At 71.1% G+C, this 24,593-nt stretch carries 25 protein-coding genes; 15 read left to right on the top strand and 10 right to left on the bottom strand.

Annotated features, from left to right (window positions below):
• Positions 1-19: 19 nt before the first annotated feature.
• The gene (locus tag KV106_RS13005) at positions 20-1,501 is read left to right on the top strand and encodes an efflux transporter outer membrane subunit (protein WP_057591622.1); all 1,482 of its coding nucleotides are present in this window, start codon (positions 20-22) and stop codon (positions 1,499-1,501) included.
• Positions 1,502-1,505: 4 nt separating this feature from the next.
• Here KV106_RS13005 and KV106_RS13010 read toward each other — a convergent pair whose 3' ends face one another.
• The gene (locus KV106_RS13010; RefSeq protein ID WP_057591623.1) at positions 1,506-2,063 is read right to left on the bottom strand and encodes a MarR family winged helix-turn-helix transcriptional regulator; all 558 of its coding nucleotides are present in this window, start codon (positions 2,061-2,063) and stop codon (positions 1,506-1,508) included.
• A gap of 126 nt (positions 2,064-2,189) precedes the next feature.
• On the opposite strand from KV106_RS13010, the gene KV106_RS13015 reads away from it, so the two are divergent.
• On the top strand, positions 2,190-3,167 hold the full coding sequence (locus KV106_RS13015; RefSeq protein WP_057591624.1) for a tripartite tricarboxylate transporter substrate-binding protein: 978 nt from the start codon (positions 2,190-2,192) through the stop codon (positions 3,165-3,167).
• Positions 3,168-3,177: 10 nt separating this feature from the next.
• Here the strand turns inward: KV106_RS13015 and KV106_RS13020 are convergent, their stop codons facing one another.
• Positions 3,178-3,402, bottom strand: a complete 225-nt coding sequence (locus KV106_RS13020) for a hypothetical protein (RefSeq protein WP_261210656.1) — start codon at positions 3,400-3,402, stop codon at positions 3,178-3,180.
• A 158-nt stretch (positions 3,403-3,560) separates the two neighbouring features.
• Here KV106_RS13020 and KV106_RS13025 point away from each other — a divergent pair, with 158 nt between their 5' ends.
• Genes KV106_RS13025 through KV106_RS13040 form a run of 4 tightly spaced genes read left to right on the top strand, consistent with a single transcriptional unit; the run spans position 3,561 to position 7,454 of the window.
• A complete protein-coding gene (locus KV106_RS13025) occupies positions 3,561-5,048 on the top strand; it encodes a cobyric acid synthase (protein ID WP_261210657.1) in 1,488 nt (495 codons plus the stop codon).
• Positions 5,045-6,091: a nicotinate-nucleotide--dimethylbenzimidazole phosphoribosyltransferase gene (gene cobT, locus KV106_RS13030; RefSeq protein WP_261210658.1), complete on the top strand. Its 1,047-nt coding sequence runs from the start codon at positions 5,045-5,047 to the stop codon at positions 6,089-6,091. Before KV106_RS13025 ends, cobT begins: the two co-directional genes overlap by 4 nt.
• Before the next feature lie 5 nt (positions 6,092-6,096).
• Positions 6,097-6,891 (top strand): adenosylcobinamide-GDP ribazoletransferase, encoded by a 795-nt coding sequence (locus tag KV106_RS13035; protein WP_261210659.1) that lies wholly within the window; start codon positions 6,097-6,099, stop codon positions 6,889-6,891.
• A gap of 2 nt (positions 6,892-6,893) precedes the next feature.
• Positions 6,894-7,454, top strand: coding sequence for a histidine phosphatase family protein (locus KV106_RS13040; RefSeq protein WP_261210660.1), 561 nt, complete (start codon positions 6,894-6,896; stop codon positions 7,452-7,454).
• Between the two features lie 7 nt (positions 7,455-7,461).
• Here KV106_RS13040 and nth read toward each other — a convergent pair whose 3' ends face one another.
• Positions 7,462-8,106, bottom strand: a complete 645-nt coding sequence (gene nth / locus KV106_RS13045; RefSeq protein ID WP_261210661.1) for an endonuclease III — start codon at positions 8,104-8,106, stop codon at positions 7,462-7,464.
• A gap of 107 nt (positions 8,107-8,213) precedes the next feature.
• Here nth and KV106_RS13050 point away from each other — a divergent pair, with 107 nt between their 5' ends.
• Positions 8,214-9,401, top strand: coding sequence for an aminotransferase-like domain-containing protein (locus tag KV106_RS13050; protein WP_208510862.1), 1,188 nt, complete (start codon positions 8,214-8,216; stop codon positions 9,399-9,401).
• Between the two features lie 9 nt (positions 9,402-9,410).
• On the opposite strand, the gene KV106_RS13055 is transcribed toward KV106_RS13050, so the two are convergent.
• Positions 9,411-9,638 (bottom strand): hypothetical protein, encoded by a 228-nt coding sequence (locus KV106_RS13055; protein ID WP_261210662.1) that lies wholly within the window; start codon positions 9,636-9,638, stop codon positions 9,411-9,413.
• Between the two features lie 72 nt (positions 9,639-9,710).
• Between KV106_RS13055 and KV106_RS13060 the strand changes: the two genes are divergently transcribed.
• Positions 9,711-10,046, top strand: a complete 336-nt coding sequence (locus KV106_RS13060) for a DUF6172 family protein (RefSeq protein ID WP_057591630.1) — start codon at positions 9,711-9,713, stop codon at positions 10,044-10,046.
• Here the strand turns inward: KV106_RS13060 and KV106_RS13065 are convergent, their stop codons facing one another.
• Both KV106_RS13065 and KV106_RS13070 read right to left on the bottom strand, forming a co-directional pair.
• Entirely contained in the window at positions 10,047-11,126 is a 1,080-nt protein-coding gene (locus tag KV106_RS13065) for an Ldh family oxidoreductase (protein ID WP_261210663.1), read from the bottom strand.
• A gap of 14 nt (positions 11,127-11,140) precedes the next feature.
• The gene (locus tag KV106_RS13070) at positions 11,141-12,115 is read right to left on the bottom strand and encodes a tripartite tricarboxylate transporter substrate binding protein (RefSeq protein WP_261210664.1); all 975 of its coding nucleotides are present in this window, start codon (positions 12,113-12,115) and stop codon (positions 11,141-11,143) included.
• A 143-nt stretch (positions 12,116-12,258) separates the two neighbouring features.
• On the opposite strand from KV106_RS13070, the gene KV106_RS13075 reads away from it, so the two are divergent.
• The 7 genes from KV106_RS13075 to KV106_RS13105 all read left to right on the top strand — a co-directional run bounded on the left by KV106_RS13075 (position 12,259) and on the right by KV106_RS13105 (position 19,618).
• The gene (locus tag KV106_RS13075) at positions 12,259-13,041 is read left to right on the top strand and encodes an enoyl-CoA hydratase/isomerase family protein (protein ID WP_261210665.1); all 783 of its coding nucleotides are present in this window, start codon (positions 12,259-12,261) and stop codon (positions 13,039-13,041) included.
• A gap of 14 nt (positions 13,042-13,055) precedes the next feature.
• The gene (locus KV106_RS13080) at positions 13,056-14,150 is read left to right on the top strand and encodes an acyl-CoA dehydrogenase family protein (RefSeq protein WP_261210666.1); all 1,095 of its coding nucleotides are present in this window, start codon (positions 13,056-13,058) and stop codon (positions 14,148-14,150) included.
• Between the two features lies 1 nt (position 14,151).
• A complete protein-coding gene (locus KV106_RS13085; protein WP_261210667.1) occupies positions 14,152-15,345 on the top strand; it encodes an acyl-CoA dehydrogenase family protein in 1,194 nt (397 codons plus the stop codon).
• Positions 15,346-15,365: 20 nt separating this feature from the next.
• The gene (locus tag KV106_RS13090; protein ID WP_057591636.1) at positions 15,366-16,583 is read left to right on the top strand and encodes a CaiB/BaiF CoA transferase family protein; all 1,218 of its coding nucleotides are present in this window, start codon (positions 15,366-15,368) and stop codon (positions 16,581-16,583) included.
• Positions 16,584-16,594: 11 nt separating this feature from the next.
• A complete protein-coding gene (locus tag KV106_RS13095) occupies positions 16,595-17,764 on the top strand; it encodes an acyl-CoA dehydrogenase family protein (protein ID WP_261210668.1) in 1,170 nt (389 codons plus the stop codon).
• A 25-nt stretch (positions 17,765-17,789) separates the two neighbouring features.
• Entirely contained in the window at positions 17,790-18,779 is a 990-nt protein-coding gene (locus KV106_RS13100; RefSeq protein WP_208510872.1) for a Bug family tripartite tricarboxylate transporter substrate binding protein, read from the top strand.
• A gap of 68 nt (positions 18,780-18,847) precedes the next feature.
• On the top strand, positions 18,848-19,618 hold the full coding sequence (locus tag KV106_RS13105; protein WP_057591639.1) for an IclR family transcriptional regulator: 771 nt from the start codon (positions 18,848-18,850) through the stop codon (positions 19,616-19,618).
• 4 nt (positions 19,619-19,622) lie between these two features.
• Here the strand turns inward: KV106_RS13105 and serB are convergent, their stop codons facing one another.
• From serB to mfd, 4 genes are read right to left on the bottom strand one after another with little or no spacing between them, the layout of a single operon-like run.
• Positions 19,623-20,336: a phosphoserine phosphatase SerB gene (gene serB / locus KV106_RS13110; protein WP_261210669.1), complete on the bottom strand. Its 714-nt coding sequence runs from the start codon at positions 20,334-20,336 to the stop codon at positions 19,623-19,625.
• Positions 20,337-20,735, bottom strand: coding sequence for a type II toxin-antitoxin system VapC family toxin (locus KV106_RS13115; protein WP_261210670.1), 399 nt, complete (start codon positions 20,733-20,735; stop codon positions 20,337-20,339).
• A complete protein-coding gene (locus KV106_RS13120; protein ID WP_143129128.1) occupies positions 20,732-20,983 on the bottom strand; it encodes a CopG family transcriptional regulator in 252 nt (83 codons plus the stop codon). Before KV106_RS13120 ends, KV106_RS13115 begins: the two co-directional genes overlap by 4 nt.
• 47 nt (positions 20,984-21,030) lie before the next feature.
• Positions 21,031-24,516 carry a transcription-repair coupling factor gene (gene mfd, locus KV106_RS13125; protein WP_261210671.1) on the bottom strand — a complete coding sequence of 1,162 codons (3,486 nt, stop codon included), beginning with the start codon at positions 24,514-24,516 and terminating at the stop codon, positions 21,031-21,033.
• Positions 24,517-24,593: the final 77 nt, after the last annotated feature.

Raw genomic sequence — 24,593 nt, forward strand, 5'->3', positions numbered from 1 at the left:
ACAAGAAGGAAGGTCGATCATGAACTTCAAGCTCTCATCCCTCTCGGCGCCGCTGCGCGCGGCCGTGCTGCCCCTGGTGGCGGCGCTGGCCCTGGCCGGCTGCGCGAGCGTGCCCTCGGGCCTGCCCGAGACCCCGGCCGCGGCCCAGTTCAAGGAGCAGGGCGCCACGCCGCCCGCCGGCTGGACCCGCGCCGTGCCTTCCGAGGGCGCCGCGCGCGGTGCCTGGTGGCAGGCCTTCAACGATCCGGTCCTGAACGAGCTCATCGCCAAGGCCGAGGTCAGCAACAACAACATCCAGGGCGCAGCGGCGCGGCTGGCCGAGGCCCGCGCCATCGCGCGCAGCGTCAACGCCGACCGGCTGCCGCAGGTGGGCCTGAGCGCCGGCGCCAACCGCGGCGCCGGGCTCGACAAGGCCACGGCCAGCACCTCGCCGGCCACCATGACCAATGCCGGCGCCACCTTCTCGTACGAGCTCGACCTGTTCGGCCGCCTCTCGCGCGCCAGCGACGCGGCGCGGCTCGACGCGGCCGGCCGCGAGGCGCTGCTGCAGAGCACGCGGCTGGCGGTGCAGGCCGAGGTGGCGCAGACCTACCTCACGCTGCGTGCCCTCGATGCCGAGCGCGTGCTGGTGCGCGAGCAGGTCGAGGCCTACCGCGACACGCTGCGCCTGTCGCAGCGCCGCCAGCAGGCCGGCGACATCGCCGAGCTCGACGTGGCGCGCGTGCAGACCGAGGTCTCGTCGACCGAGTCGGACGCGCTCGCGATCGATCGCCAGCGGGCCCAGGTCGAGCATGCGCTCGCGGTGCTGGTGGGCGATTCGGCCTCGAGCTTCGGCGTGCGGCCGGCCGACTGGACCACCGCACTGCCGGCGATCCCGCCCGGCGTGCCGGCCACGGTGCTGACGCGCCGGCCCGACGTGTCGGCCGCGCAGAACGCGGTGTTCGCGGCCCAGTCGCGCGTGGGCGTGGCGCAGGCCGCGTGGTTCCCCGACATCTCGCTGACCGGCGCCGCCGGCTATGCCTCGCCCGAGGTCGGCGACCTGTTCAAGTGGTCGGCCCGCTCGTGGGGCGTGGGCGCGCTGCTGTCGCTGCCGATCTTCGACGGCGGCCGCCGCGAGGCCGGGCTGCAGAGCGCCAACGCGCAGCTCGACGGCGCGCTGGCGAGCTACCGCAACCAGGTGCTGGTGGCCTTCCAGGAGGTCGAGGACCAGCTGGCGTCGATCCGCATCCTGCAGGAGCAGTCGGGCGTGCAGGCCACGGCCGTGGCCTCGGCCGCGCGCGCGACCAGCCTGTCGGACACGCGCTACCGCAACGGCTACATCAGCCAGCTCGACCTGCTCGACGCGCGCCGCAGCGAGCTGCGCAACCGGCGCCAGGCGCTGCAGGTGAAGTCGGCGCAGTACCAGGCGGCCGTGGGGCTGATCCGCGCGATCGGCGGCGGCTGGGACGTGCCGGGCGCGGTGGCCTCGGGCGACAGCGCACCGCGCGGCCCGCAAAGCTGAGGCCCTACGCGCCCCGCTTCGGCCAGCGGTGGCGCGTGCCGCCCGAGCGGCGGTCGGCCTTCTCGGGCACCACGCCCTGCGCGCTCAGCGCGCTGCCGCGCTGCTCGAGCCGCCGCAGGCATTGCAGGAAGATCTCGACATGCCCCGCCGGCAGGCCGTCGAGCAGCCCGGTGTTGAGCTCGGCGATGCGCGGGAACAGCTCGTCGAACAGCTGCAGCCCCGCGGCGCTCAGCCGCACATGGACCTCGCGCCGGTCCTCGTCGTCGCGGCGCCGTTCCACCAGCTGCTTCTCGACCAGGCTGCGCAGCCCGCGCGAGGTGCGCACGCGGTCCAGGCTCAGGCAGTCCGACAGCGCCGAGGGCGTGATCTCGCCGGTCTGCGCGAGCATCGCGACCATGCCCCATTCGCGGCGCGTGATGCCGAAGCCGCCCTCGACCAGGCGCGTGGCCATGCCGCCGCCGGTGCGCGCGGCGCGTGCGAGCCGGTAGAGCAGCAGGTCGTCGAGGCAGCGGGGCGCGAGCAGCGCGGCCGCGTCGGGAAAGGCAGGAGGGGAAGAACTCACGAAGGATGCGGGTGTGTGGCGGCGCCGCCGCGGCGCCCGATGATGGATTAGATCAACTATTTGTTACCTGCATATAAACAGCGTAACAAAAGCCGGCCACCAGCCGCCGGCGAGAGGAGATCCCCTGTGCCCTTTTTTCCCTCCCGGCGACGACTCGCCGCCTGCTGCCTCGCGCTCGCGATCGGCGGCATCCTGGCGCCCGCGCAGGCGCAGAACCTCGAGAGCCCGCTCACGCTGGTCGTGGGCTACGCGCCCGGCGGCAGCACCGACCGCATCGCGCGCCTGATCGCCGAGCGGCTCGGCCCCAAGCTCGGCGTGGCCGTCACGGTCGAGAACCGCGCGGGCGAGGGCGGCCGGCTCGCGGCCAAGCAGCTGCGCCGCGCGGCCGCGACCGAGAACGTGCTGATGCTCGGCAATCCCGCCGTGATGGTGGTGGCGCCGCTGGTGATCAAGGACGCGGGCTACGACCCCGACAAGGACTTCGTGCCCGTCACCCAGGTCAGCAGCTACGACTTCGCGCTGGCCGTGGGGCAGAAGCTGCAGCTCGACCGCGCCATGTTCCTCGTGGGCCGGCTCTGGGCCCATCCCGAGGAGGCGGTCTTCGGCGTGCCGGCCACCGGCAGCCTGCCGCACTTCTTCGGCCTGATGGTCGGCGATGCGCTGAGCGTACAGCCGCAGATCAAGGGCTATGGCGGCTCGGCGCCGCTGGCCGCCGACCTGACCGGCGGCTCGCTGCCGATCGCCATCGACACGCTGGACTCGCTCTATGCGCAGCACGTGGCTGGCAAGATCCGCATCCTGGCCGTGTCGGGCAAGAAGCGCGCGAGCTTCGCGCCCTCGCTGCCGACCTTCCGCGAGGCCGGCATGAAGATCGATGCCGACGGCTGGAACACCTTCTTCGCGCCGAGCAGCATGCCGCCGGCGAAGGTGCAGCTGCTGGCCGCGAAGATCCGCGAGGTGATGCAGGACCCGGGGTTGCAGAAGGCGGCCGATGCGCTCTACATCACGCCGGTGGTCAGCAGCAACGCCGAGACGGTGCAGATGCTCAAGGCCTACCGGCAGCAGTGGGAGCCGGTGGTGCGGCGCTCGGGCTTCGCGCCCTGAACGCGCGCATTCAGGCGTCGGGATCGGATGGCCGCGCGGCGCTGATCCTCTGCAGCTCCGCCACGCCCATCACCAGCGCATTCGAGTAGCTGGCCTCGGCGCGCGCCGCGCGGCGGTAGACGCGGTAGTCGAGCACCTCGGCCTCGCCGCTGTCCAGCGCCTCGAGCAGGACCCAGTGGAAACGGTCCGGTTCGGGTTCTTCGACGGTGAGGGCCAGGTCGTTGAGGGCGGGCATGAGGCGGGGTCGCGGGGCGCTGTGACGGGGAAGCCCTGTATACGGAGGATTCGCCGAACCGGATGCAGCCCGTGGGTTCACCGGGCCGGTTGCGTGACGGAAGCCGCATTCCGGCGTTGCGTTTCGGGCACCCGCGCGCGCTCAACGACAATCCCGCCATGAATTTCCAGGCAGCGGCGGCGCCGGCGAGCGCGCGAGAGCACACCGGCGGGGCGCGTTGCGTGATGGTGCTGGGCACGACCAGCGGGGCCGGCAAGAGCTGGATCGCGACCGCGCTGTGCCGCTGGTACGCGCGCCAGGGCCTCAAGGTGGCGCCCTACAAGGCGCAGAACATGAGCAACAACGCGCGTGTGGTCGAGGGCGGCGAGATCGGCAGCGCTCAGTACTTCCAGGCGCTCGCGGCCCGGGCGCGGCCCGAGGTGCGCATGAACCCGCTGCTGCTCAAGCCCGAGCGCGACACCCACAGCCAGGTGGTGCTGATGGGGCAGGTCGACGAGACCCTGTCGGCGCTGCCGTGGCGCGGACGCAGCGAGCGCGTGTGGCCGCAGCTCGCGCGCGCGCTCGACGAGCTGCGCGCCGAGAACGACGTGGTCGTGATCGAGGGTGCCGGCTCGCCGGCCGAGATCAACCTGATGGCCAGCGACATCGTCAACCTGCGCATCGCGCGCCATGCCCGGGCGCGCTGCCTGCTGGCCACCGACATCGACCGCGGCGGCGCCTTCGCCCATCTCTACGGCACCTGGGCGCTGCTGCCCGAGGCCGACCGCGCGCTGCTCGCGGGTTTCGTGCTCAACAAGTTCCGGGGCGATGCCTCGCTGCTCGCGCCCGCGCCCGAGCAACTGCGCGAGATGACCGGCGTGCCCGTGGTCGCGACCCTGCCGATGTGGTGGCAGCACGGCCTGCCCGAGGAGGACGGCGTGTTCGACGACCGCAGCCGGTCCTCGGGCGCGGTGACGCGCACCGTCGCCGTGATCGCCTATCCGCGCATCAGCAACCTCGACGAATTCCAGCCGCTGAAGAACGTGCCCGGCGTGCGCCTGGTCTGGGCCCGCGCGCCGGCCGACGTGGCGGGCGCCGACTGGATCGTGCTGCCCGGCTCCAAGCACACCAGCGGCGACCTGGCCTGGCTGCGCGCGCAGGGGCTCGACCGCGCGGTGGCCGAGCACGCGGCGCGCGGCGGCGCGGTGCTCGGCGTCTGCGGCGGTCTGCAGATGCTCGGCGAGGCGCTGGTCGATCTGCATGGCATCGACGGCAACGCGCCCGGCCTGGGCCTGCTGCCGCTGGTGACGGTGTTCGAGCGCGACAAGACCGTGCGCCGCCGCGAGGCCGCCTTCGGCACGCTGGCCGGTGCCTGGGCCGCGCTGTCGAACGTGGCGGTGGCCGGCTACGAGATCCACCACGGCCAGACCGCGGCCCATCCGCAGATGGCCGGCGACGGCGGCGCGGTGATGCCCGAGGGGCTGGCCTGGCAGAACGCGCGCGGCAACGTGCTCGGCCTCTATCTGCACGGGCTGTTCGAGGACCCCGCGGCGCTGCGGGCGCTGTTCGGCGTCGCGGCGCCCACGCTCGACGCCACCTTCGACGGCCTGGCCGACTTCATCGACAACCACTTCGACGCCGGCGTGCTCGCCGGCCTGATCGCATGACCCACGACGACCTTCTTCCCGCGGTGCCCGACATCGCCGACGCCGCGCTCGCGGCCCGGCTGCAGGCCGTGCTCGACAACAAGACCAAGCCGCTGGGCGCGCTCGGCCGGCTCGAGGCGCTGGCGCTGCGCCTGGGCACGATCCTCGGCACCGAATCGCCGGTGCTCGAGGCGCCGCAGATGCTGGTCTGCGCGGCCGACCACGGGCTGGCGGCGCGCGGGGTCTCGGCCTATCCGAGCGACGTGACCTGGCAGATGGTCGAGAACTTCCTGGCCGGCGGCGCCGCCGTCAGCGTGCTCGCGCGCCAGCACGGCCTGGCGCTGACCGTGGCCGATTGCGGCGTGCGGCGCGACTTCCAGCCGCGGCCCGGCCTGGTGCAGCGGCGCATCGCGGCCGGCACCGCCGATGCCTCGGCCGGCCCGGCGATGAGCGCCGCCCAATGCGCGCAGGCCATCGCCAACGGCCGCGAGATCGTGCGCGCGCTGCCGGGCAATGCGCTGCTGCTCGGCGAGATGGGCATCGGCAACAGCTCGGCCGCCGCGCTGCTGCTGGCGCGCCTGACCGACATCGACATCGACCGCTGCACCGGTGCCGGCACCGGGCTCGACGCCGACGGGCTGGCGCGCAAGCGCGCCGTGCTGCGCGAGGTGCTGGCGCTGCATGCGGATGCCACCGCGCCGCTCGACGCGCTGGCCGCGCTCGGCGGCTTCGAGATCGCGACCCTGGTCGGCGCGGTGCTGCAGGCGGCCGAGGAACGGCGCGTGATCGTGCTCGACGGCTTCATCGCGAGTGCCGCAGTGCTGGTGGCGCAGGCATTGCGACCGCATGTGGCGCAGCGCTGCGTGGCGGCCCACGTCTCGGCCGAGCCGGGCCATGCGCTGCTGCTCGAGCGGCTGCGGCTCGAGCCGCTGCTGAACCTGGGCCTGCGCCTGGGCGAGGGCTCGGGCGGCGCGCTGGCCTGGCCGCTGCTCGAATCGGCCTGCCGCATCGTGCGCGAGATGGCGAGCTTCGAGTCGGCCGGCGTCTCGCGCAAGGACGCCTGAGCCCGATGCGCGGTCTGCGGCACTTCCTGCTCGCGCTGCAGTTCTTCACGCGCGTGCCGGTCACGGGCCGGCTCGCGGCCTGGGTCGGCTACAGCCCGCAGATGCTGCGCGCGAGCGCGGCGCACCTGCCGGGCATCGGCTGGCTGGCCGGCGGCGTGGCGGCGCTGGTGTTCGTGGGCGTGGCGATGGGACTGCCGGGCCTGGCGGGCGCGTTCGCGGCGGCGGTGCTGAGCACGGTCGCGACCGTGATGCTGACCGGCGCCTTCCACGAAGACGGCCTGGCCGACGTGGCCGATGGCCTGGGCGGCTCGGCCGACCGGGCGCGGGCGCTCGAGATCATGAAGGACTCGCGCATCGGTGCCTTCGGCGCGATTGCGCTGGTGCTGGCGCTGGGCCTCAAGTGCGCGCTGATCGCTGTGCTGGCCGGCGGCGGGTTGCATGCGGTGGCCGCGGCCATCGTCGGCGCGCACGTGCTGTCGCGGCTCGCGCCGCTCGGTTTGATCCGCTGGCTGCCCTATGTGGGCGACAGCGGCGCGAGCAAGGCCAAGCCGCTGGCCGATGCGATCAGCGGCGGCGCGCTCATGATCGGCGTGCTGTGGACGCTGCCCGCGCTGGCGTTGCTGGCGCTGTCGCACGGCGCGGCCCATGCGCTGGCGGCGCTGCTCGCGACGGCGCTGGCGGCGCTGTGGATGGCGCGGCTCTTCCGGCGCCGGCTGCAGGGCTTCACGGGCGATGGCCTCGGCGCCACGCAGCAGGTCTGCGAGATCGCGGTCTATCTCGCGCTGGCGTGGCGGGTCTGAGCATGCGCAGGCTCTGGCTGCTGCGGCATGCGCCGGTGATCGCCGAAGCGGGGCTGTGCTACGGCGCGAGCGATCTCGAGGCCGAAGCCGAGGCCACGCGCGCGGCCGCCGAGCGCATCGTGCGGGAGCTGCCGCCGGGGCTCGCCGTGCTGTCGTCGCCGCTGCGGCGCTGCGCCGCGCTGGCCGGCGCGATCGCTGCGCTGCGGCCCGACCTCGCCGTGCAGCACGACGCGCGCATCGCCGAGATGGATTTCGGCGCCTGGGAAGGGCAGTCCTGGTCGGCCATCGCGCGCGCCGAGCTCGATGCCTGGACCGCCGATTTCGCCGACACCCGCGCCGGCGCGCATGGCGAGAGCGTGCGTGCCTTCATGGCGCGCGTGGCCGGCGCCTACGACGAATGGCGAGCCGGGCAGGGCGATGCGCTGTGGGTCGCGCATGCGGGCGTGCTGCGCGCCGTGTCGCTGCTGCACGCCGGTACGCGCTGTCCGCGCGATGCCACCGAGTGGCCGTCGGCGCCGTTGCCCTTCGGCGGCTGGCAGGTGGTCGAGCTTCGGCCGGCCTGATGCAGGCTCAGCGCTTGGGTGCCGGCGTCTTCGGCTTGTAATCGCAGTACTTCGACACCGCGCAGTCCCAGCAGCGCGGCGTGCGCGCCACGCAGACATAGCGCCCGTGCAGGATCAGCCAGTGGTGCGCATGCAGCCGGTATTCGACCGGCACGCGCTTCTCGAGCTTGAGCTCGACCTCCAGCGGCGTCTTGCCCGGCGCCAGCCCGGTGCGGTTGCCGACGCGGAAGATGTGGGTGTCGACCGCGATCGTGGCTTCGCCGAAAGCCACGTTAAGCACCACGTTGGCGGTCTTGCGGCCCACGCCGGGCAGGGCCTCGAGCTCGGCGCGCGTGCGCGGCACCTCGCCGCCGTGCTGCTCGACCAGCATGCGGCAGGCCTCGATCAGGTGCTTGGCCTTGCTGCGGTACAGGCCGATGGTCTTGATGTAGCCCTCCAGGCCCTCGACGCCGAGGTCGAGGATCGCCTGCGGCGTGTTGGCCACGGGGAACAGCTTGCGCGTCGCCTTGTTCACGCCCACGTCGGTGGCCTGCGCCGACAGCAGCACGGCGGCCAGCAGCTCGAAGGGCGTGTCGTATTCGAGTTCGGTCTCGGGCGTGGGGTTGGCGGCCTGCAGGATGGCGAAGAAGGGCGCGATGTTTTCTTTTTTCATGGGGCGGGACAAAGGCAGGCGCAATATATCGCTGAAACGGGAATGACCTACGCAACTTAATTTCCCGCGGCTTTCGCCACAATGGCGGCCAGAAAGTGAGACTGACCATGCAATTCGCCTCCCGCCTCGACAACGTCGAAACCTCCGCCATCCGCGAACTCTTCAAGCTGCTGGGCAAGCCCGGCATCATCAGCTTCGCGGGCGGCTTCCCCGACAGCGCGATGTTCGACGTCGAGGGCCTTAAGGAGGCGAGCCAGAAGGCACTCACCGAGGAGGCGGGCGGCGCGCTGCAGTACGGCGCCACCGAAGGCTACGAGCCGCTGCGCGCGCAGCTCAGCGCCTTCATGAAGACCAAGGGCGTCGAGGTCGATCCCAGCGGCCTGATCGTCACCACCGGCAGCCAGCAGGCGCTCGATCTGCTGGGCAAGACCATGATCTCGCCCGGCGACAAGGTGATCGTCGAGGGCCCGACCTTCCTGGCCACCATCCAGTGCTTCCGTCTCTACGGCGCCCAGCTCATCAGCGCGCCGATCGACGCCAACGGCGTCAAGACCGACGAGCTCGAGAAGCTGATCGCCGAGCACAAGCCCAAGTTCGTCTACCTGATCCCCACCTTCGGCAACCCCAGCGGCGCGATGCTGAGCCTGGAGCGCCGCAAGAAGGTGCTCGAGCTGGCCGTGAAGTACCAGACGCTGATCGTCGAGGACGATCCCTATGGCGACCTGTACTTCGGCGAGGCGCCGCCGCCCTCGATCATGGCCCTGAGCAAGGACGTGCCCGGCAGCCGCGAATTGCTCGCGCACTGCGGCAGCCTCAGCAAGGTGCTGAGCCCGGGCCTGCGCATCGGCTGGATGATCGCCCCGGCCGAACTGCTGGCCAAGGCCACCATGTGCAAGCAGTTCAGCGACGCCCACACCAGCACCTTCTCGCAGGCCACCGCGGCCCAGTACCTCAAGAGCGGCCGCATGCCGGCCACGCTGGCGCATGTGCGCGAGGTCTACGGCCAGCGCGCCAAGGCCATGGGCCAGGCGCTGCAGCGCGAACTCGGCGACGCGGTGAGCTTCACCCAGCCCAATGGCGGCCTGTTCTTCTGGGCCCGCCTCACGGGCGCCAACGGCAAGCTGGCCAATGCCAACGAACTGGCCAAGCGCGCGATCGAGAAGCTGGTTGCCTTCGTGCCCGGCGCGCCGTTCTATGCCGAGAACCCCGACGTGGCGACCCTGCGCCTGAGCTTCGCGACCGCCGACGTGGCGAAGATCGAAGAGGGCGTCAAGCGCCTCGGCCAGGCGCTGTAAGGCCGGCCGTCAGGGCGCGCGGTGCAGCCGGGGCGCCGCGAGCAGCGTCAGGTTGTCCGCGATGGCCGCATCCACGTTCGGATAGCGGCCTTTCATCTTCGAGAGCGTCATGATGGTCTGCAGCGCCTTCAGGTCCTTGACCGAGGGCGCGACCTTGATCTGCGCGATGGCCGCGGTGGGATTGCCGCCGTTGATCAATGCCATCACCTTGCTTGCCCAGTCGTTCGCGCGCGCCATGTCTTTCACCTGCTTTCCGTTGAGCCGCCGACTGTACACAGTGGCGCGGCGGGGCATTGGTTACCATCACCCATGAGAAAAACCTTCCAGCTTCAGGTCGAGGGCAAGCACCCCGACCGCCTCCTCGAAGCCACCAAGCACGAAATCCGCAAGTACATCAAGCGCGAGCGAGGCCATGCACTGCCGGCCGGCGCCGATTTCTGGGACTTCGATTGCCGCTTCGGCAGCAGCGCCGACAACGCCCAGACGATCCACCTGTCGGCCATCACCGCCAGCATCGACCACGTGGTGGCCGAGGGCGGCAAGCAGTTCTACCTCGAGATCCTCGCGCGGCCCGCGACGCGCAAGCCGCGGCCCGCGGGCGAGGCCGCCCCGTCCGACGAGGACGGCGACGACCAGGACAACTGATCAGGCCAGCGCCTGCGCCAGCCGCAGGCCGTGCCGCTGCTCCACTTCCTGGAGCGAACGCGCGATCGACGGGTGCAGCCGCACCCCGTCCCTCGATTGCGCCTCCCGACGCTTCAATCCGCCTTCGCCCGGCAGCCGCACCGGCTTCGCCGGGTCGATGGGCGCATTGCCGCGGCAGCGTTCGGCGACCTCGTCCATCTGCCGCAGGAAGGCCGCCTTGCCGCCGAAGGCATGCAGGTCGTGCAGCGTGACGTGCACGGTCGCGCCCCAGCCCTCGGGCGGGTCGGCGCGGCCATGGCCCGCGAGGCCGCCGGTCAGCGCCTCCACCAGCAGCGCCATGCCGTAGCCCTTGTGGCCATGGCTCAGGCCGCCCACCGGCAGCAGGGTGCCGGGCGGGCTGTCGAACAGCACCTGCGGGTCGTTCGAGGGCCGGCCCTGCGCATCGATCAGCCACTGCTCGGCGAAGGTCTCGCCGGCCGCGCGCTTGCGGTTGCTCATGCCGTTGGTGGTGATCGAGGCCGAGATGTCGACCATCACGCCGCCCTGCGAGAGCCCGAAGCCCAGCGCCAGCGGGTTGGGCGTGAACACCGCCTGCGTGCCGCCGAAGGGCGCGACGCTCGCGGTGTTGGGGTCGGAGCAGGCCAGCAGCATCAGCATGTCCTCCCTCAGCGCGCGCAGCATGTAGACCGCGAGGCAGGCGATGTGGTGGCTGCGGCGGATCACCAGCGAGGCGGTGCCGAGTTCGCGGGCGCGCGGGACCAGCAGGTCGAGGCCCTGTTCCATGAGCCAGGGGCCGGGCAGGCGCCGGGCGTCCCACAGCACGGCGGCGGGGCGGTCCGACAGCACCTCGGGCGCGCCCTCGCGCGCCATGCCGCCCGCCTCGAGCTCCTTCGCATAGCCGGCGAGCAGCGCGAGGCCGTGGGTGTCGTGGCCCAGCAGGTCGCCCTCGACCAGCGTGCGCGCCACGCTCGCGGCCATCGGCGCGGCGAGGCCGCACTTCTGCAGCAGGGCATCGGCATAGGCGACCAGCGCCGGCGCGTTGTAGAGGGGGGCTTCGGACGAGGAGGCGGCTTGGTTCATGCCGCCATTCTGGGTCACTCGGGCTTGATGTTGGCGATGGCCGCGATCTTGCGGAAGCGCGCGATCTCCTCGAGGTGGAAGCGCTGCATCTTCTCGGGCGGATAGGGCATGAGCTCGGCGCCCGACTTGCGCACGAAGGCGCGCGCGTCCTCGGTGGCCAGCGTCTTCTGCAGCGCCTCGGCGAGTTTCGCGGTGACGTCGTCGGGCGTCTGCGAGCGCACGTAGAACGACACCCAGCTGTACTGCACGTACTCGTTGAAGCCCTTCTCGCGGATCGTCGGCACGCTCGGCAGGTCGGGATTGCGCGCCTCGCCCGAGACCGCGAGCGCGCGCAGCTTGCCGCCCTTGATCAGCGGCATCGCTCCGCCGAGGTCGACCAACGCGAAGTCGAGCTGGTTGCCGATCACGTCGGTCATGATCGGCGCCTGTCCCTTGTAGGGCACGTTGGTGAAGTCGCCGCCGGCCACGTTGGCGAGCCAGGCCGCCGCGAGCTGGTAGCCCGCGGAGTAGGTGCCGACGGTGAGCGACTTGCTCTTGCTGGCGGCCAGCAGCGCCTCGATGCTCGCGAACGGCGAATCGTTCGAGACCACCACCACGTTCATGCCGCGCGTCAGGCCCGACACCGGCTTGTAGTCCTTCACCGAGTCGTAGCCCAGGTCCTTGATGGTCAGCGGGTTCACGGCCATCGGCGAGTTGCTCGCCAGCAGCAGCATGTAGCCGTCGGCCGGCGCGTTCTTCACCTGCTGCAGCGCGATGATGCCGTTGGCGCCGGGCTTGTTCTCGACCACCACCGCCTGGCCGAGCTGCGCGGCGAGCTGGTCGCCGAAGTAGCGTGCCGAGTTGTCCGAGCCGCTGCCGGGCGTGAACGGCACCACGATCTTGATCGGCCGCGTCGGAAAGGCCGTGCCCTGCGCGAGGGCCGGTCCCGCCACCGCCGCGCCCGCCGTACCCGCCAATGCCAGCAACAGCCGGCGCCTGCTTGTCTCCATCTTTTTTGCTCCTGAGTTCGTGACTGAACCGGTCGTTCGCCGACCTGCCCGGGCTTCGGGCTGGCCAAATAATAATACATATGTGCTTTTAAAAAACATGTATCTGTTATATCGTTGAAAAAGAACAGCCAGACAGGAGTCCCATGAGCACCGCAGCGAATCCGTCCGACCTCTCGATCCACCGCACCGGCCACACGGCCACGGTGGAGATGTGCCGGCCGCCCCACAACTTCTTCGACCTCGCGCTGATCTCGGCGCTGGCCGAAGCCTTCGAATCGCTGCAGGCCGACCCGGCATGCCGCGCCATCGTGCTGGCGGCGCAGGGGCGCTCCTTCTGCGCGGGCGTCGATTTCTCGTCGCCCACACCCGCCGCCGGCGAGCGGCGCGACCCGGGCGAGCTCTACCGGCAGGCGATCCGGCTGTTCGCCGTGACCAAGCCGGTGATCGCGGCGGTGCAGGGCCCGGCGGTGGGTGGTGGGCTGGGCCTTGCGCTGGTGGCCGATTTCCGCGTCGCCTGCGCCGAGGCGCGCTTCAGCGCCAACTTCGCGCGCCTGGGCTTCCACCCGGGCTTCGCGCTGAGCCACACGCTGCCGCGCCTGGTCGGCGCGCAGCAGGCCGCGCTGCTGCTCTACACCGGCCGCCGCATCGATGGCGCCGAGGCGCTGCGCATCGGCCTGGTCGACGAGCTGGCGCCGCAGGACCAGGTGCGCGAGCGCGCCCAGGCATTGGCCGAGGAGATCGCGATCTCGGCGCCGATCGCGGTCGAATCGACGCGCGCGAGCCTGCGCGCCGGGCTGGTCGAGGCGGTGCGCGCCGCGGTCGAGCGCGAGGCCGGCGAGCAGCGCCAGCACTTCCAGACCCAGGACTTCCGCGAGGGCGTGGCCGCGATGGCGCAGCGCCGCGATCCCGTCTTCGGACGCCACTGAGCGCGGAGCACGCCATGATCGATTTCGCACTCGATGAGGAACTCGCGCTGGTGGCCGAGACGGCCCAGCGTTTCTCCGACGAACAGTTGCTGCCCTCGCAGCGCGCCTTCGAAGCGCAGCGCGCGCTGCCCGAGGCCCTGCGGCGCGAGGCGGCCCAGATCGGCTTCGATCGCATCGACTGGCCCGAGTCCGCGGGCGGTGCCGGCCTCGGCGCGCTCGCGCGGGTGCTGGTGACCGAGCGGCTCGCGGCCGGCTGCCCCGGCGCGGCGCTGGCGCTGCAGCCGATCGGCGCGGTCGCGCAGGCGCTGCGGGCCTTCGGCGGCGAGGCGGCGCTGCAGCGCCATCTGCAGCCGCTGCTGGCGCGGCCCGATGCGCGCGCGGCGCTGGTGTTCGATGCGCGCGGCCAATGGACGAGCGATGGCGATGCGCTGAGCGGCCAGGCGGCCTGGCTGCCGACCGACCGCGTCGACCTGCTGGCGGTGCTGAGCCGCGACGGGCTGCGCCTGGTCACGCAGGGCATCGCGCTCGCCGAACTGCCCGGTGCCGGCCTGCGCGCCGCGGGCGCGAGCGAGTTGCGCGTGGACCGCGCGCCGGTCGAGGCCGCGTGGACCGACCCCGCGGCCGCCGCGCTCGCGCTGGCCCATGCGCGCGTGCAGCTCGCGGCGCTGCTGGTCGGCCAGATGCATGCGGCGGCCGACTATTCGCGCCGCTACGCGCTCGAGCGCGTCGCCTTCGGCAAGCCGATCGCGCACCACCAGGCGCTGGCCTTCCTGATCGTCGACATGCACAGCGCGGTCGATGCCGCGCGCCAGCTGCTGCACGAGGCTGCCTGGCGGCTCGATGCCGGCCGGCCCGCGCGCGAGGCCGCGGCCACGGCGCTGATCGAGGCGATCGAGAACGCGGTCTTCATCGGCGCCAACGCGGTGCAGATCCTCGGCGGCGCGGGCTTCATGCGCGACTACCCGGTCGAGAAGCAGCTGCGCGAGCTGCGCGCGCTGGGCCTGCTGCTCGGCGGCGCCGATGCCGCGCGCGACGACGCGCTGCCGGCCGCGATCGCCGCGCCGATCGACTTTCTTGCCACCACCGACGCAACGACCCAGGGAGCCTGAGATGGATTTTTCGATCAGCGCGGACGACCAGGCCCGCCTGCAGACCCTGCGCCGCCTCGGGCGCGACGAGATGCGGCCCGCGGGCTGGCGCGCCGACCGCGCGGGCGCGCCGCTGCCGGTGGACGACCCCTTCTTCGTGCGCATGCTGGCCGAGGGCTTCGGCCGCACGCGCTGGCGCGCGGCCGACGCGGCACCCGACGGCGCGGACGCGCCCGCGCCCAACAAGGCCGGCTCGGCCGTGGCCCAGGTGCTGTTGGCCGAGGAGGGCGCCTACTGGGACCGCGGCATCGGCGTCGCGCTGCCGGGCCCGGGCCTGGGCGAGCCGCCGATCCTCTCGATGGGCACGCCCGAGCAGAAGCAGCGCTTTCTCTCGCCCTTCGTGAATCCGCGGCGCCCGATCTGGGGCGCCTTCGCGATGACCGAGCCCTCGGGCGGTTCCGACGTGGCCAACATCAAGACCCGCGCGCGGCGCGACGGCGACCACTGGGTGCTCGACGGCGCCAAGTCCTTCTCGGGCAACTCGGGTCGCGCCGAATGGACCGTGGTGTTCGCCACCATCGATCCGGCGCTGGGCCGCGCGGGCCACCGCGCCTTCGTGGTCGAGCGCGGCACGCCGGGCTTCGGCGACTTCCGCATCGAGAAGAAGATGGGCCTGAAGGCCTACGAGTCGACCTCCTTCTTCCTCTCGGGCTGCCGCGTGCCCGCGGCCAACCTGCTCGGCGGCGAGGCCTACTACGAGCAGCGCTCGGGTGGCTTCAAGGGCGCGATGAACACCTTCAACGCGGGCCGTCCGGCCATCGCCGGCATGGCGGTGGGCATCGGCCGCGCCGCGCTCGACGAGGCCGCGGCCTTCATGCAGGCCGAGGGCCTGGCCTCCGACATGCGGCTGCGCGACCGGCTCGAGCGTTCGCGCCGCAAGCTCAAGGCCGCGCTGCTGATGGCGCTGCGCGCGGCCTGGCTGGCCGACCGGCGCCAGCCCAACATGCTCGAGGCCTCGGCCTCGAAGGCGCTCGCGCCGCCGGCCGCCTTCGAGGCCACGAGCTTCGCGATGGAGGTGCTGGGCCTCGCGGGCGGCCGCGGCGACCACCTGATCGAGAAACTGTTCCGCGACGTGAAGGCGCTCGACATCGTCGAGGGCACCGGCCAGATCCAGCGCGTGGTGATGGCGCGGCATCTCGTGGGCCTGCCCAACTGAATCCCTCTTCTTTTTTCCCTATGACCGATACGACTTCCAACGCGCCCTCGGGCCCCCTCAAGGGCATCCGCGTGCTCGACCTCACGGCCGTGGTGCTCGGCCCGCTGGCCACCCAGATGCTGGCCGACTACGGCGCCGACGTGATCAAGGTCGAGCCGCCCGAGGGCGACATGATGCGTGCCAACGGCATCTCGCAGCACCCGGGCATGAGCTCGATCTTCCTGGCCGTGAACCGCAACAAGCGCTCGCTCGCGGTCGACCTCAAGTCGCCCGAGGGCGTGGCCGCGCTGCGCGCGCTGATCCCGCAGGTGGACGTGGTGGTGCACAACATGCGCGTGGCCGCGGTCGAGCGCCTCGGGCTCGGCTACGAGGCGGTGGCGAAGCTCAATCCCAAGGTGGTGTATTGCGCCGCCACCGGCTTCGGCCAGGACGGCCCGCACCGCGACAAGCCGGCCTTCGACGACATCATCCAGGCCGCCTGCGGGCTGGTGGGCGTGGGCTCGGTGGGACGCGAGCAGCCCGACTACACGCCCAGCCTGATCGCCGACAAGACCACCGGCCTCGCGGTCTGCAACGCGGTGCTGGCGGCGCTGCTGCACCGCGAGCGCAGCGGGCAGGGCCAGTACGTCGAAGTGCCGATGCTGGAGACCATGGCGGCCTTCGTGCTGGCCGAGCACATGGGCGGCATGACCTTCCAGGGCTCGGCGGTGAAGGCCGGCTATCCGCGGCTGCTCGAGGGCGGGCGCAAGCCGGCGCGCACGCGCGACGGCTGGATCAGCATGCTGCCCTACACGGAACGCCACTGGCAGGCCTTCTTCGTCGAGGTCGGCCAGCCCGAGCTGGCCGAGCGCTACAGCATCGCCAACCGGCAGGAGCGCAACGCGCAGGTGCGCGCGCTCTACGGCCACCTGCGCGAGCTGTCGCCGCTGAAGACCACGGCCGAGTGGATGGCGCTGTGCGAGAAGCTCGACATCCCGGCCACGCCGATCTATGCGCTCGACGACCTGCCCGCGCATCCGCACCTGAAGGCCGTGGGCCTGTTCGAGGACGCGCAGCATCCGACCGAAGGACCGATCCGCCAGCTGCGGCCGACGGCGCGCTTCTCGGCCACGCCGACCCGCGTGTACCGCCAGGCGCCCACGGTGGGGCAGCACACCAGCGAGATCCTGCGCGAGGCCGGCCTCGGCGAGGAAGCCATCGCGCGGCTCAAGGCCGGCCGTGCGGTGGCCGGCGAGTGAGGGAGCGGGGCATGAACTTCGAACTCGACGACGAGCACCGCATGCTCAAGGACCTGGTCGCGCGCTTCGTGCGCGACGAACTGCTGCCGCTGGAGCCGGCGGTGCTGAAACGCGAAGCCGAGGGCGGGCAGCTGATGCTCATGCCCGAGGAGCACGAGCGGCTCGATGCGCTCTCGCGCGAACTCGGCCTCTGGGGGCTCGATGCGCCGGCCGAACTCGGCGGCTCCGACCTGCCGGTGACGGCGATGGTGGGCGTCAACGAGGAGCTCGGCAAGACCGTCGTGCCCTACGACCTGCCGCCCGATTCGCCGAACCTGCGCATGCTGCTGAAGACGGCCGACGCTGCGCAGACCGAGCGCTACCTCGCGCCCTATGCACGCGGCGAGACGGTCTCGGCGATCGCCATCTCCGAGCCCGGCGCGGGCGCCGATCCGTCGGCGATGGGCACGCGCGCCGAGCGCGACGCGCAGGGCAACTGGGTGCTCAACGGCCGCAAGATCTGGATCAGCCGCGCCGCGCGCGCCGACTGGACCATCGTGATGGCCGTGACCGACAAGGCGCTCGGTTCGCGCGGCGGCATCTCGGCCTTCATCGTCGACAAGGACACGCCGGGCTTCATCGTCGAGCGCCGCATCCCGATGCTCGGCGGCGTGTCGACCTACGAGGTGGTGCTGCAGGACTGCCGCGTCGGCGCCGGCCAGCTGCTGGGCAAGGAAGGGCAGGGCTTCGCGCCGATGCAGGCGCGGCTGTCGAGCCGGCGCGTGCAGATGGCGGCCTGGTGCATCGGCCGCGCCCAGCGCGCGCTCGACATGGTCTGCGAGTACGCGCCGATGCGAAAGACCTTCGGCGCGCTGCTGTCCGACCGCCAGAGCGTGCAGTGGGGCGTGGCCGATGCCGCCACGCGCATCCATGCCTGCCGCCTCATGACCTACGAGGCCGCCGCGCGCATCGACCGCGGCGAGGAGGCGCGTTCGCAGGTCTCGATGATCAAGGTCTACGCCACCGAGATGGCCTGGGACGTGATCGACATGGCGATGCAGGTCTTCGGCGCCATGGGCATGACCAAGGAAATGCCGCTGCAGCAGATGGCCAACGAGACCCGGCTGATGCGCATCTACGAAGGACCCAGCGAGGTGCACCGCTGGGTGGTGGCGCGCGAGCTCTTGGGCTCGCGGCGCTGAAGACAGGAAACCAGGAGACGACCCCATGAGTGATTTCTCTCGCGACCGCCGCCGGCTGCTGCTCGGCACCGGCGCGGCGCTGGCCGGTGCCGCGAGCTTGCCCGGCCTCGCGCAGGCGCAGGCCTTTCCCTCGCACGCCATGCGCTTCATCGTGCCGTTCCCGCCCGGCAGCGGCACCGACATCACGGCGCGCCTGTTCGCCAAGAGCATCGGCGACCTGTCGGGCCAGGCGGTGACGGTGGAGAACAAGCCCGGCGGCAACGGCTTCATCGGCGTGCAGACGGCGCTGAATCCGCCGCACGACGGCCACACGGTGTTCATCGGCAGCAACTCGACGCTGACCACCAATGCCGCCACCTTCCGCAAGCTGCCCTACGACCCGATCGCCGACTTCGCGCCGATCACGCTGCTGTCGCGCGGCGCCTGCCTGGTCATCGTGCCGGCGGCCTCGGCCCACCGTTCGCTGGCCGACCTCGTGGCCGATGCGCGCAAGCGGCCGGGCAAGCTCAACTACGCGAGCGGCTCCATGTCGTACACGCTCTACTCCGAGTGGTTCAACGAGATGGCGAAGATCAAGACGGCCGGCATCAACTACAAGGGCGCGGGCGAGGCCGTCAACGCGGTGCTCACGGGCGAGGTCGATTTCGCGGTGGTCGACGCCACCGGCGCCAACGAGCTCGCGCGCTCGGGTCGCGTGCGGCCGCTGGCCTTCACCGCGCCCAAGCGCTCGATCGTGCTGCCCGAGGTGCCCACCGTCGGGGAGGCCGGCTATCCCGACTACCTCGCGTTCAACTGGGTCGCGGCCGCCGTGAGTTCGAAGGCGCCGCCGGCCGCGCTCGAGCAGCTCGGCGCGCTGTTCGCGAAGGCCGCGCAGACGCCCGAGATCCAGGCCTACTACCGCAAGCAGGGCACCGAACTGATCATGTCCTCGGCGCCCGAACTGCGCCGCTACCAGGCCGAGGAGATCGAGCGCTGGAAGCGGCTGATGGGCATCACCGGCATCGAGTTGCAGTAGCATCGCGCGCGGTCCGGCCCGGGCGGTCGAGCGCGCAACATGCCGGCTGGGACCGCGGAGAACATGAAGTGGAGCAATCGGTCATCAAGACGGCGGGGCGGGTGTTTCAGGTGCTCGAGTACCTGCGGGAGGTGCGGCGGCCGGTGACGGTGCGCGAGATCTCCGAGCGGCTCGGCTACCCGCTGTCGAGCGCGCAGGTGCTGCTCAAGAGCGTCGCCACGCTGGGCTACCTGCGCTACGACTCCTCGCTGCGCGCCTACCTCGCCACGCCGCGCCTGGCCTCGATCGGCGACTGGGTGATGGACTCGATGTTCCAGGGCGGGCAGTTGCTCACCGTGCTCGGCGACATCGCGCGCGAGACCGGCTTCACCGCCATCCTCGCGGTCGAGAACGACATCTACGCGCAGTACGTGCACGTGATCTTCGGCAGCCGCGCGATCCAGTTCAACGTGCAGCCCGGCACGCGCCGGCTGCTGTGCATGTCGGGCACGGGCTGGGCGCTGCTCGCGGCCAGCAGCGACGACCACGTGGCGCGCACCATCCATCGCAGCAATGCGCGCCTCAAGCCCGGCGGGCAGGACGTCGATGCCGACTACGTGAAGGCGCGCGTGCAGGAGACGCGCGAGCGCGGCTATGCGTTCTCGCGCGGCGTGGTCACCGAGGGCATCGGCATCATCGCGCTGGGCTCGGCCTCGAGCGCCTCGGGCGCGCGCTTCGCGGTCGGCGTGGGCGGCCTGGTGGAGCAGCTCGAGCGCGCGGCCGACACCGTGGTGCCGTCGATGCGCGAGCGGCTGCTGGGCACCGCGGCCAGGTCGCCGGCGGCCGGCAGCCCGGCCTGACCGGTCAGGGCCGGACGACCTCGAGCAGGCGGTCGAGCCCGCCTTCGTTGATCGCCACCATCGCCTGCTCGCGCACCTTGGGCTTGGCGTGATAGGCCACCGACAGCCCGGCCTCGCCCATCATCGGCAGGTCGTTGGCGCCGTCGCCCACCGCGATGCATTCCTGCGCCGAGATGCCCATCAGCGAGGCCACCTCGAGCAGGGTGCGGCGCTTCTCGGCGCCGTCGCAGATGTCGCCCCAGTTCTGCATCGCGACCTGGCCCGTGAGCTGGCCGTCGGCTTCGTCGAGCAGGTTCGAGCGCGCGAAGTCGATGCCCAGGCGCTCCTTCACGCGGTTGGCAAAGAAGGTGAAGCCGCCCGAGACCAGCAGCACTTTGAGTCCCGCCGCCTTGCAGGCCGCCACCAGTTCGGCCGCGCCGGGGTTGAGCCTGAGCCGCTCGTCGTAGACCTGCTGCAGCGCGCCGACCGGCACGCCCTTCAGCAGCGCGACGCGGCGGCGCAGGCTCTCCTTGAAGTCCTTGATCTCGCCACGCATCGTGGCCTCGGTGATCGCGGCCACCTCTGCCTTCTTGCCGACGGCATCGGCGATCTCGTCGATGCACTCGATGCTGATCAGCGTCGAGTCCATGTCGAAGGCGATGAGCTTGAAGTCGGCGAGGGCGAGCGGCGGCGTGAAGCGCTGAAGGACGAGGCCGGGGGAGGAGGGAGCAAGGGTCATTCAGTGGTACCAGTTCTCGACGCGCAGGCCGGGCACGCGCGAGAACTCGCTGACGTTGCGGCTGACGACGATCAGGTTGTGCGCCATCGCGATGCCCGCGATGAGCAGGTCATAGGGGCCGATCGGCGTGCCGGCCTGTTGCAAGTGGGCCTTGATCTGTCCGGCCGATTCCGCGCTCGCGCTGTCCAGCGGCAGCACGCGCAGGCGCTGCACCAGCTCATCGAGCAGCGCACGCTGCGGGCCCGGGTTGGCGGATTTGGCGAAACCGAATTCGAGTTCGAACAGGTTGACCGCGCACAGATTCATGTCCGCATCGGGCGTGCCATTCATCCGCACGCGCACGCCGCCCGTGCCGCGAAAGGCGTAGATCAGGGTGTTGGTGTCCAGCAGGTACTTCACAAGGACTCGCGCGGCGTATCGGGGGGCAGGTCCTTGTGCATGTCCTCGGTCAGGGGGAACTCGTCCCAGGCGGCTTTCTGCTTGTCTGCTTCGGCAAAGAAGCTCTGCCAACCGGTCTTCTTGCCGCGCTGACCTTCACGCGCCACCAGCAGGGCGAACCAGCGGCTCAAGGGCAGGTTCGCCGCCGCCGCCGCCGCGCGTGCTGTTTTCTCGGACTCTTCGTCTAGGTAGATCGTGATCTGGGACATGGCGGATCTCCCGAAAAATTACATTGCCAATTATAAGTGCCTGGCACTTATACGACGGCCGCGGGGCTTTCCTTGACCAGCGGCTGCCCCAGGCTGCGCAACACATCGCGCACCATCTGCGCACGCTCCTTCGGCTCCTTGAGCTCGCGCTCGATGCGCAGCTTCTCGTTGCCGGCCAGCTTGATGTGCTTGTTCTTCTGGATCAGGTGGATGATCGCCATCGAATCGACCGGCGGATCCTTCTTGAAGGTGATGTTGATGACGCCCGGCGCCGCATCGACCTTGACCACGCCGTAGGGCCGCGCGAGCACGCGCAGGCGGTGGGTGTCGATCAGGGTCTGGGCCTGCGGCGGCAGCTTGCCGAAGCGGTCGACGATCTCCTCCAGCAGGGTGTCGATCTGGTCGGGGTTCTTCGCGGTGGCGAGCTTCTTGTAGAACGACAGCCGCAGGTGCACGTCGCCGCAGTAGTCGTCGGGCAGCAGGGCGGGGGCGTGCAGGTTGATCTCGGTCGTGACCGACAGCGGCGACAGCAGGTCGGGCTCCTGCCCGGCCTTGAGCGAGCGCACGGCCTCGCTGAGCATCTCGTTGTAGAGCTGAAAGCCGATCTCCATCATGTTGCCGCTCTGGTTCTCGCCGAGCACCTCGCCGGTGCCGCGGATCTCGAGGTCGTGCATCGCGAGGTAGAAGCCCGAGCCCAGCTCCTCCATCTGCTGGATCGCGTCGAGCCGCTGCGCCGCCTGCTTGGTCAGGCCCTCGGTGTCGGGCACCATCAGGTAGGCATAGGCTTGGTGATGCGAGCGGCCGACGCGGCCGCGCAGCTGGTGCAGCTGCGCCAGGCCGAACTTGTCGGCGCGGCTCATCACGATGGTGTTGGCGGTCGGCACGTCGATGCCGGTCTCGATGATGGTCGAGCACAGCAGCAGGTTGTAGCGCTGGGCCACGAAGTCGCGCATCACGCGCTCGAGCTCGCGCTCGGGCATCTGGCCGTGGGCGACGGCGATGCGCGCCTCGGGCAGGATCTCCTCGAGCTTCTGGCGCCGGTTCTCGATGGTCTCGACCTCGTTGTGCAGGAAGTAGACCTGGCCGCCGCGCTTGAGCTCGCGCAGCACCGCCTCGCGGATCACGCCGGTGCCCTCGTTGCGAACGAAGGTCTTGATCGCGAGCCGGCGCTGCGGCGCGGTGGCGATCACGCTGAGGTCGCGCAGGCCCTCGAGCGCCATGCCCAGCGTGCGCGGAATCGGCGTGGCGGTGAGCGTGAGCACGTCGACCTCGGCGCGCAGCGCCTTCATGGCCTCTTTATGGCGCACGCCGAAGCGGTGCTCCTCGTCGATGATCAAGAGCCCGAGGTTCTTGAACTTGACCGACTCCGAGAGCAGCTTGTGGGTGCCGACCACGATGTCGACGGTGCCCTCGGCCAGGCCCTTGGCGGCGGTCGAGACTTCCTTGGCCGAGCGGAAGCGGCTCATCTCGGCCACCTTCACCGGCCACTTGGCGAAGCGGTCGACCAGGGTCTGGTAGTGCTGCTCGGCCAGCAGCGTGGTGGGCGCGAGGAAGGCCACCTGCTTGCCGCCGGTGACGGCGATGAATGCCGCGCGCAGCGCGACCTCGGTCTTGCCGAAACCGACGTCGCCGCAGACCAGGCGGTCCATCGGCTGCGGCGAGATCATGTCCTGCACCACGGCATGGATCGCGGCCTTCTGGTCGGCGGTTTCCTGGAAGCCGAAGTCGTTGGCGAACACCTCGTAGTCGGCCGGCGAATAGCGGAAGGCATGGCCCTCGCGCGCGGCGCGGCGCGCGTAGATGTTGAGCAGCTCGGCGGCCGAGTCGCGCACCTGCTCGGCCGCCTTGCGCTTGGCCTTGTCCCACTGGCCCGAGCCCAGCTTGTGCAGCGGCGCCTCGTCGGCGCTGACGCCGGTGTAGCGGCTCACCAGGTGCAGCTGGCTCACGGGCACGTAGAGCGTGGCCTTGTCGGCGTACTCCAGGTGCAGCATTTCCTGCAGCAGCGGCTTGCCCTCGGCATCGGTGCCCTGGCCCAGGTCCATGTGGATCAGGCCGCGGTAGCGGCCGATGCCGTGCGCGGAGTGCACCACCGGGTCGCCCACGTTGAGCTCCGACAGGTCCTTGATCAGCGCCTCGACGTCGCTGACCTGCTCCTGCTTCTTGTTGCGGCGCCGGCCGGTGCTGCCGGTGGCGAACAGCTCGGTCTCGGTGACGAAGTCGATGCCCTGTTCGCGCCAGGCGAAGCCGGCCGCCAGCGCGGCGGTGGCGATGCCGATCTTCTCGTCGGCCGCGGCCTCGAACTCGGCCAGCGAATCGAAGGCCGGCGGGCTCACGCCGCTGGCGCGCAGGAAGTCGAGCAGGCTCTCGCGCCGGCCGTCGCTCTCCGCGATCATCAGCACGCGGTGCGGCGTGGCGGCGATGTGGGCCTTGAGCCGCACCAGCGGATCGTCGGCGCCGCGCACCACCGAGAAGGCGGGCAGGGCGTCGAACTCGGCGAAGGGCGCGGCGTCGGCGGTCGAGCGGATCGAGAGCTGCGCATGCGGCTTCACGCGTTGGTAGAACTGCTCGGCGTTGAGGAACAGCGCCTCGGGCGGCAGCGCCGGGCGCTCGGGATCGCCGCGCACCAGGCGGTAGCGCTCGCCGGTGTCCTGCCAGAAGTGCTGGAACGCGGGCTCGAGCTCGCCGTGCAGCACGACGGTGGTGTCCTCGCCCAGGTAATCGAACACGGTCGCCGTCTCGTCGAAGAACAGCGGCAGGTAGTACTCGATGCCGGCGGTGGCCACGCCGTTGCCCATGTCCTTGTAGATGCGACTCTTGGTCGGGTCGCCCTCGAGCAGCTCGCGCCAGCGGCCGCGAAAGCGCGCGCGCGCGTCGTCGTCCATCGGGAACTCGCGGCCCGGCAGCAGCCGTACCTCGGGCACCGGATAGAGGCTGCGCTGGGTGTCGGGGTCGAAGGTGCGGATCGAATCGATCTCGTCGTCGAACAGGTCGACGCGGTAGGGCACCGGCGAGCCCATCGGGAACAGGTCGATCAGGCCGCCGCGCACCGCGTACTCGCCCGGACTCACCACCTGCGTGACGTGGGTGTAGCCGGCCAGCGTGAGCTGCGCCTTGAGCTTGGCGTCCTGCAGCTTCTGCCTGGTCTTGAAATGGAAGGTGTAGCCCGCGAGGAAGGACGGCGGCGCCAGCCGGTAGAGCGCGGTGGTGGCGGGCACCAGCACCACGTCGGCTTCCTTCTGGCTGATGCGCCACAGCGTGGCCAGGCGCTCGCTGATCAGGTCCTGGTGCGGCGAGAAGCTGTCGTAGGGCAGCGTCTCCCAGTCGGGAAACAGGGCGCAGCGCAGCTCGGGCGCGAAGAAGGCGATCTCGTCGATCAGGCGCTGGGCATCGTTGGCGTCGGCCGTGAACATGGCCGTGGCGCGGCCGGCGGCCTTTTCGCGCCGCGCGAGCTGGGCCAGCAGCAGCGCGTCGGCCGACAGCGGGGGGCGCGGCAGCGTGAAGCGCTTGCCCGCCGTGAGGTGGGGGAGGTCCATGAAAGGCTTGCTGGAAATGCACAACACCCCGCGCCGGCTGGCGAGGGGTGTGCAATGGGGTCGATTCTAGAATGGCG

Source organism: Variovorax endophyticus (assembly GCF_025376855.1).
Taxonomy (GTDB): Bacteria; Pseudomonadota; Gammaproteobacteria; order Burkholderiales; family Burkholderiaceae_C; genus Variovorax.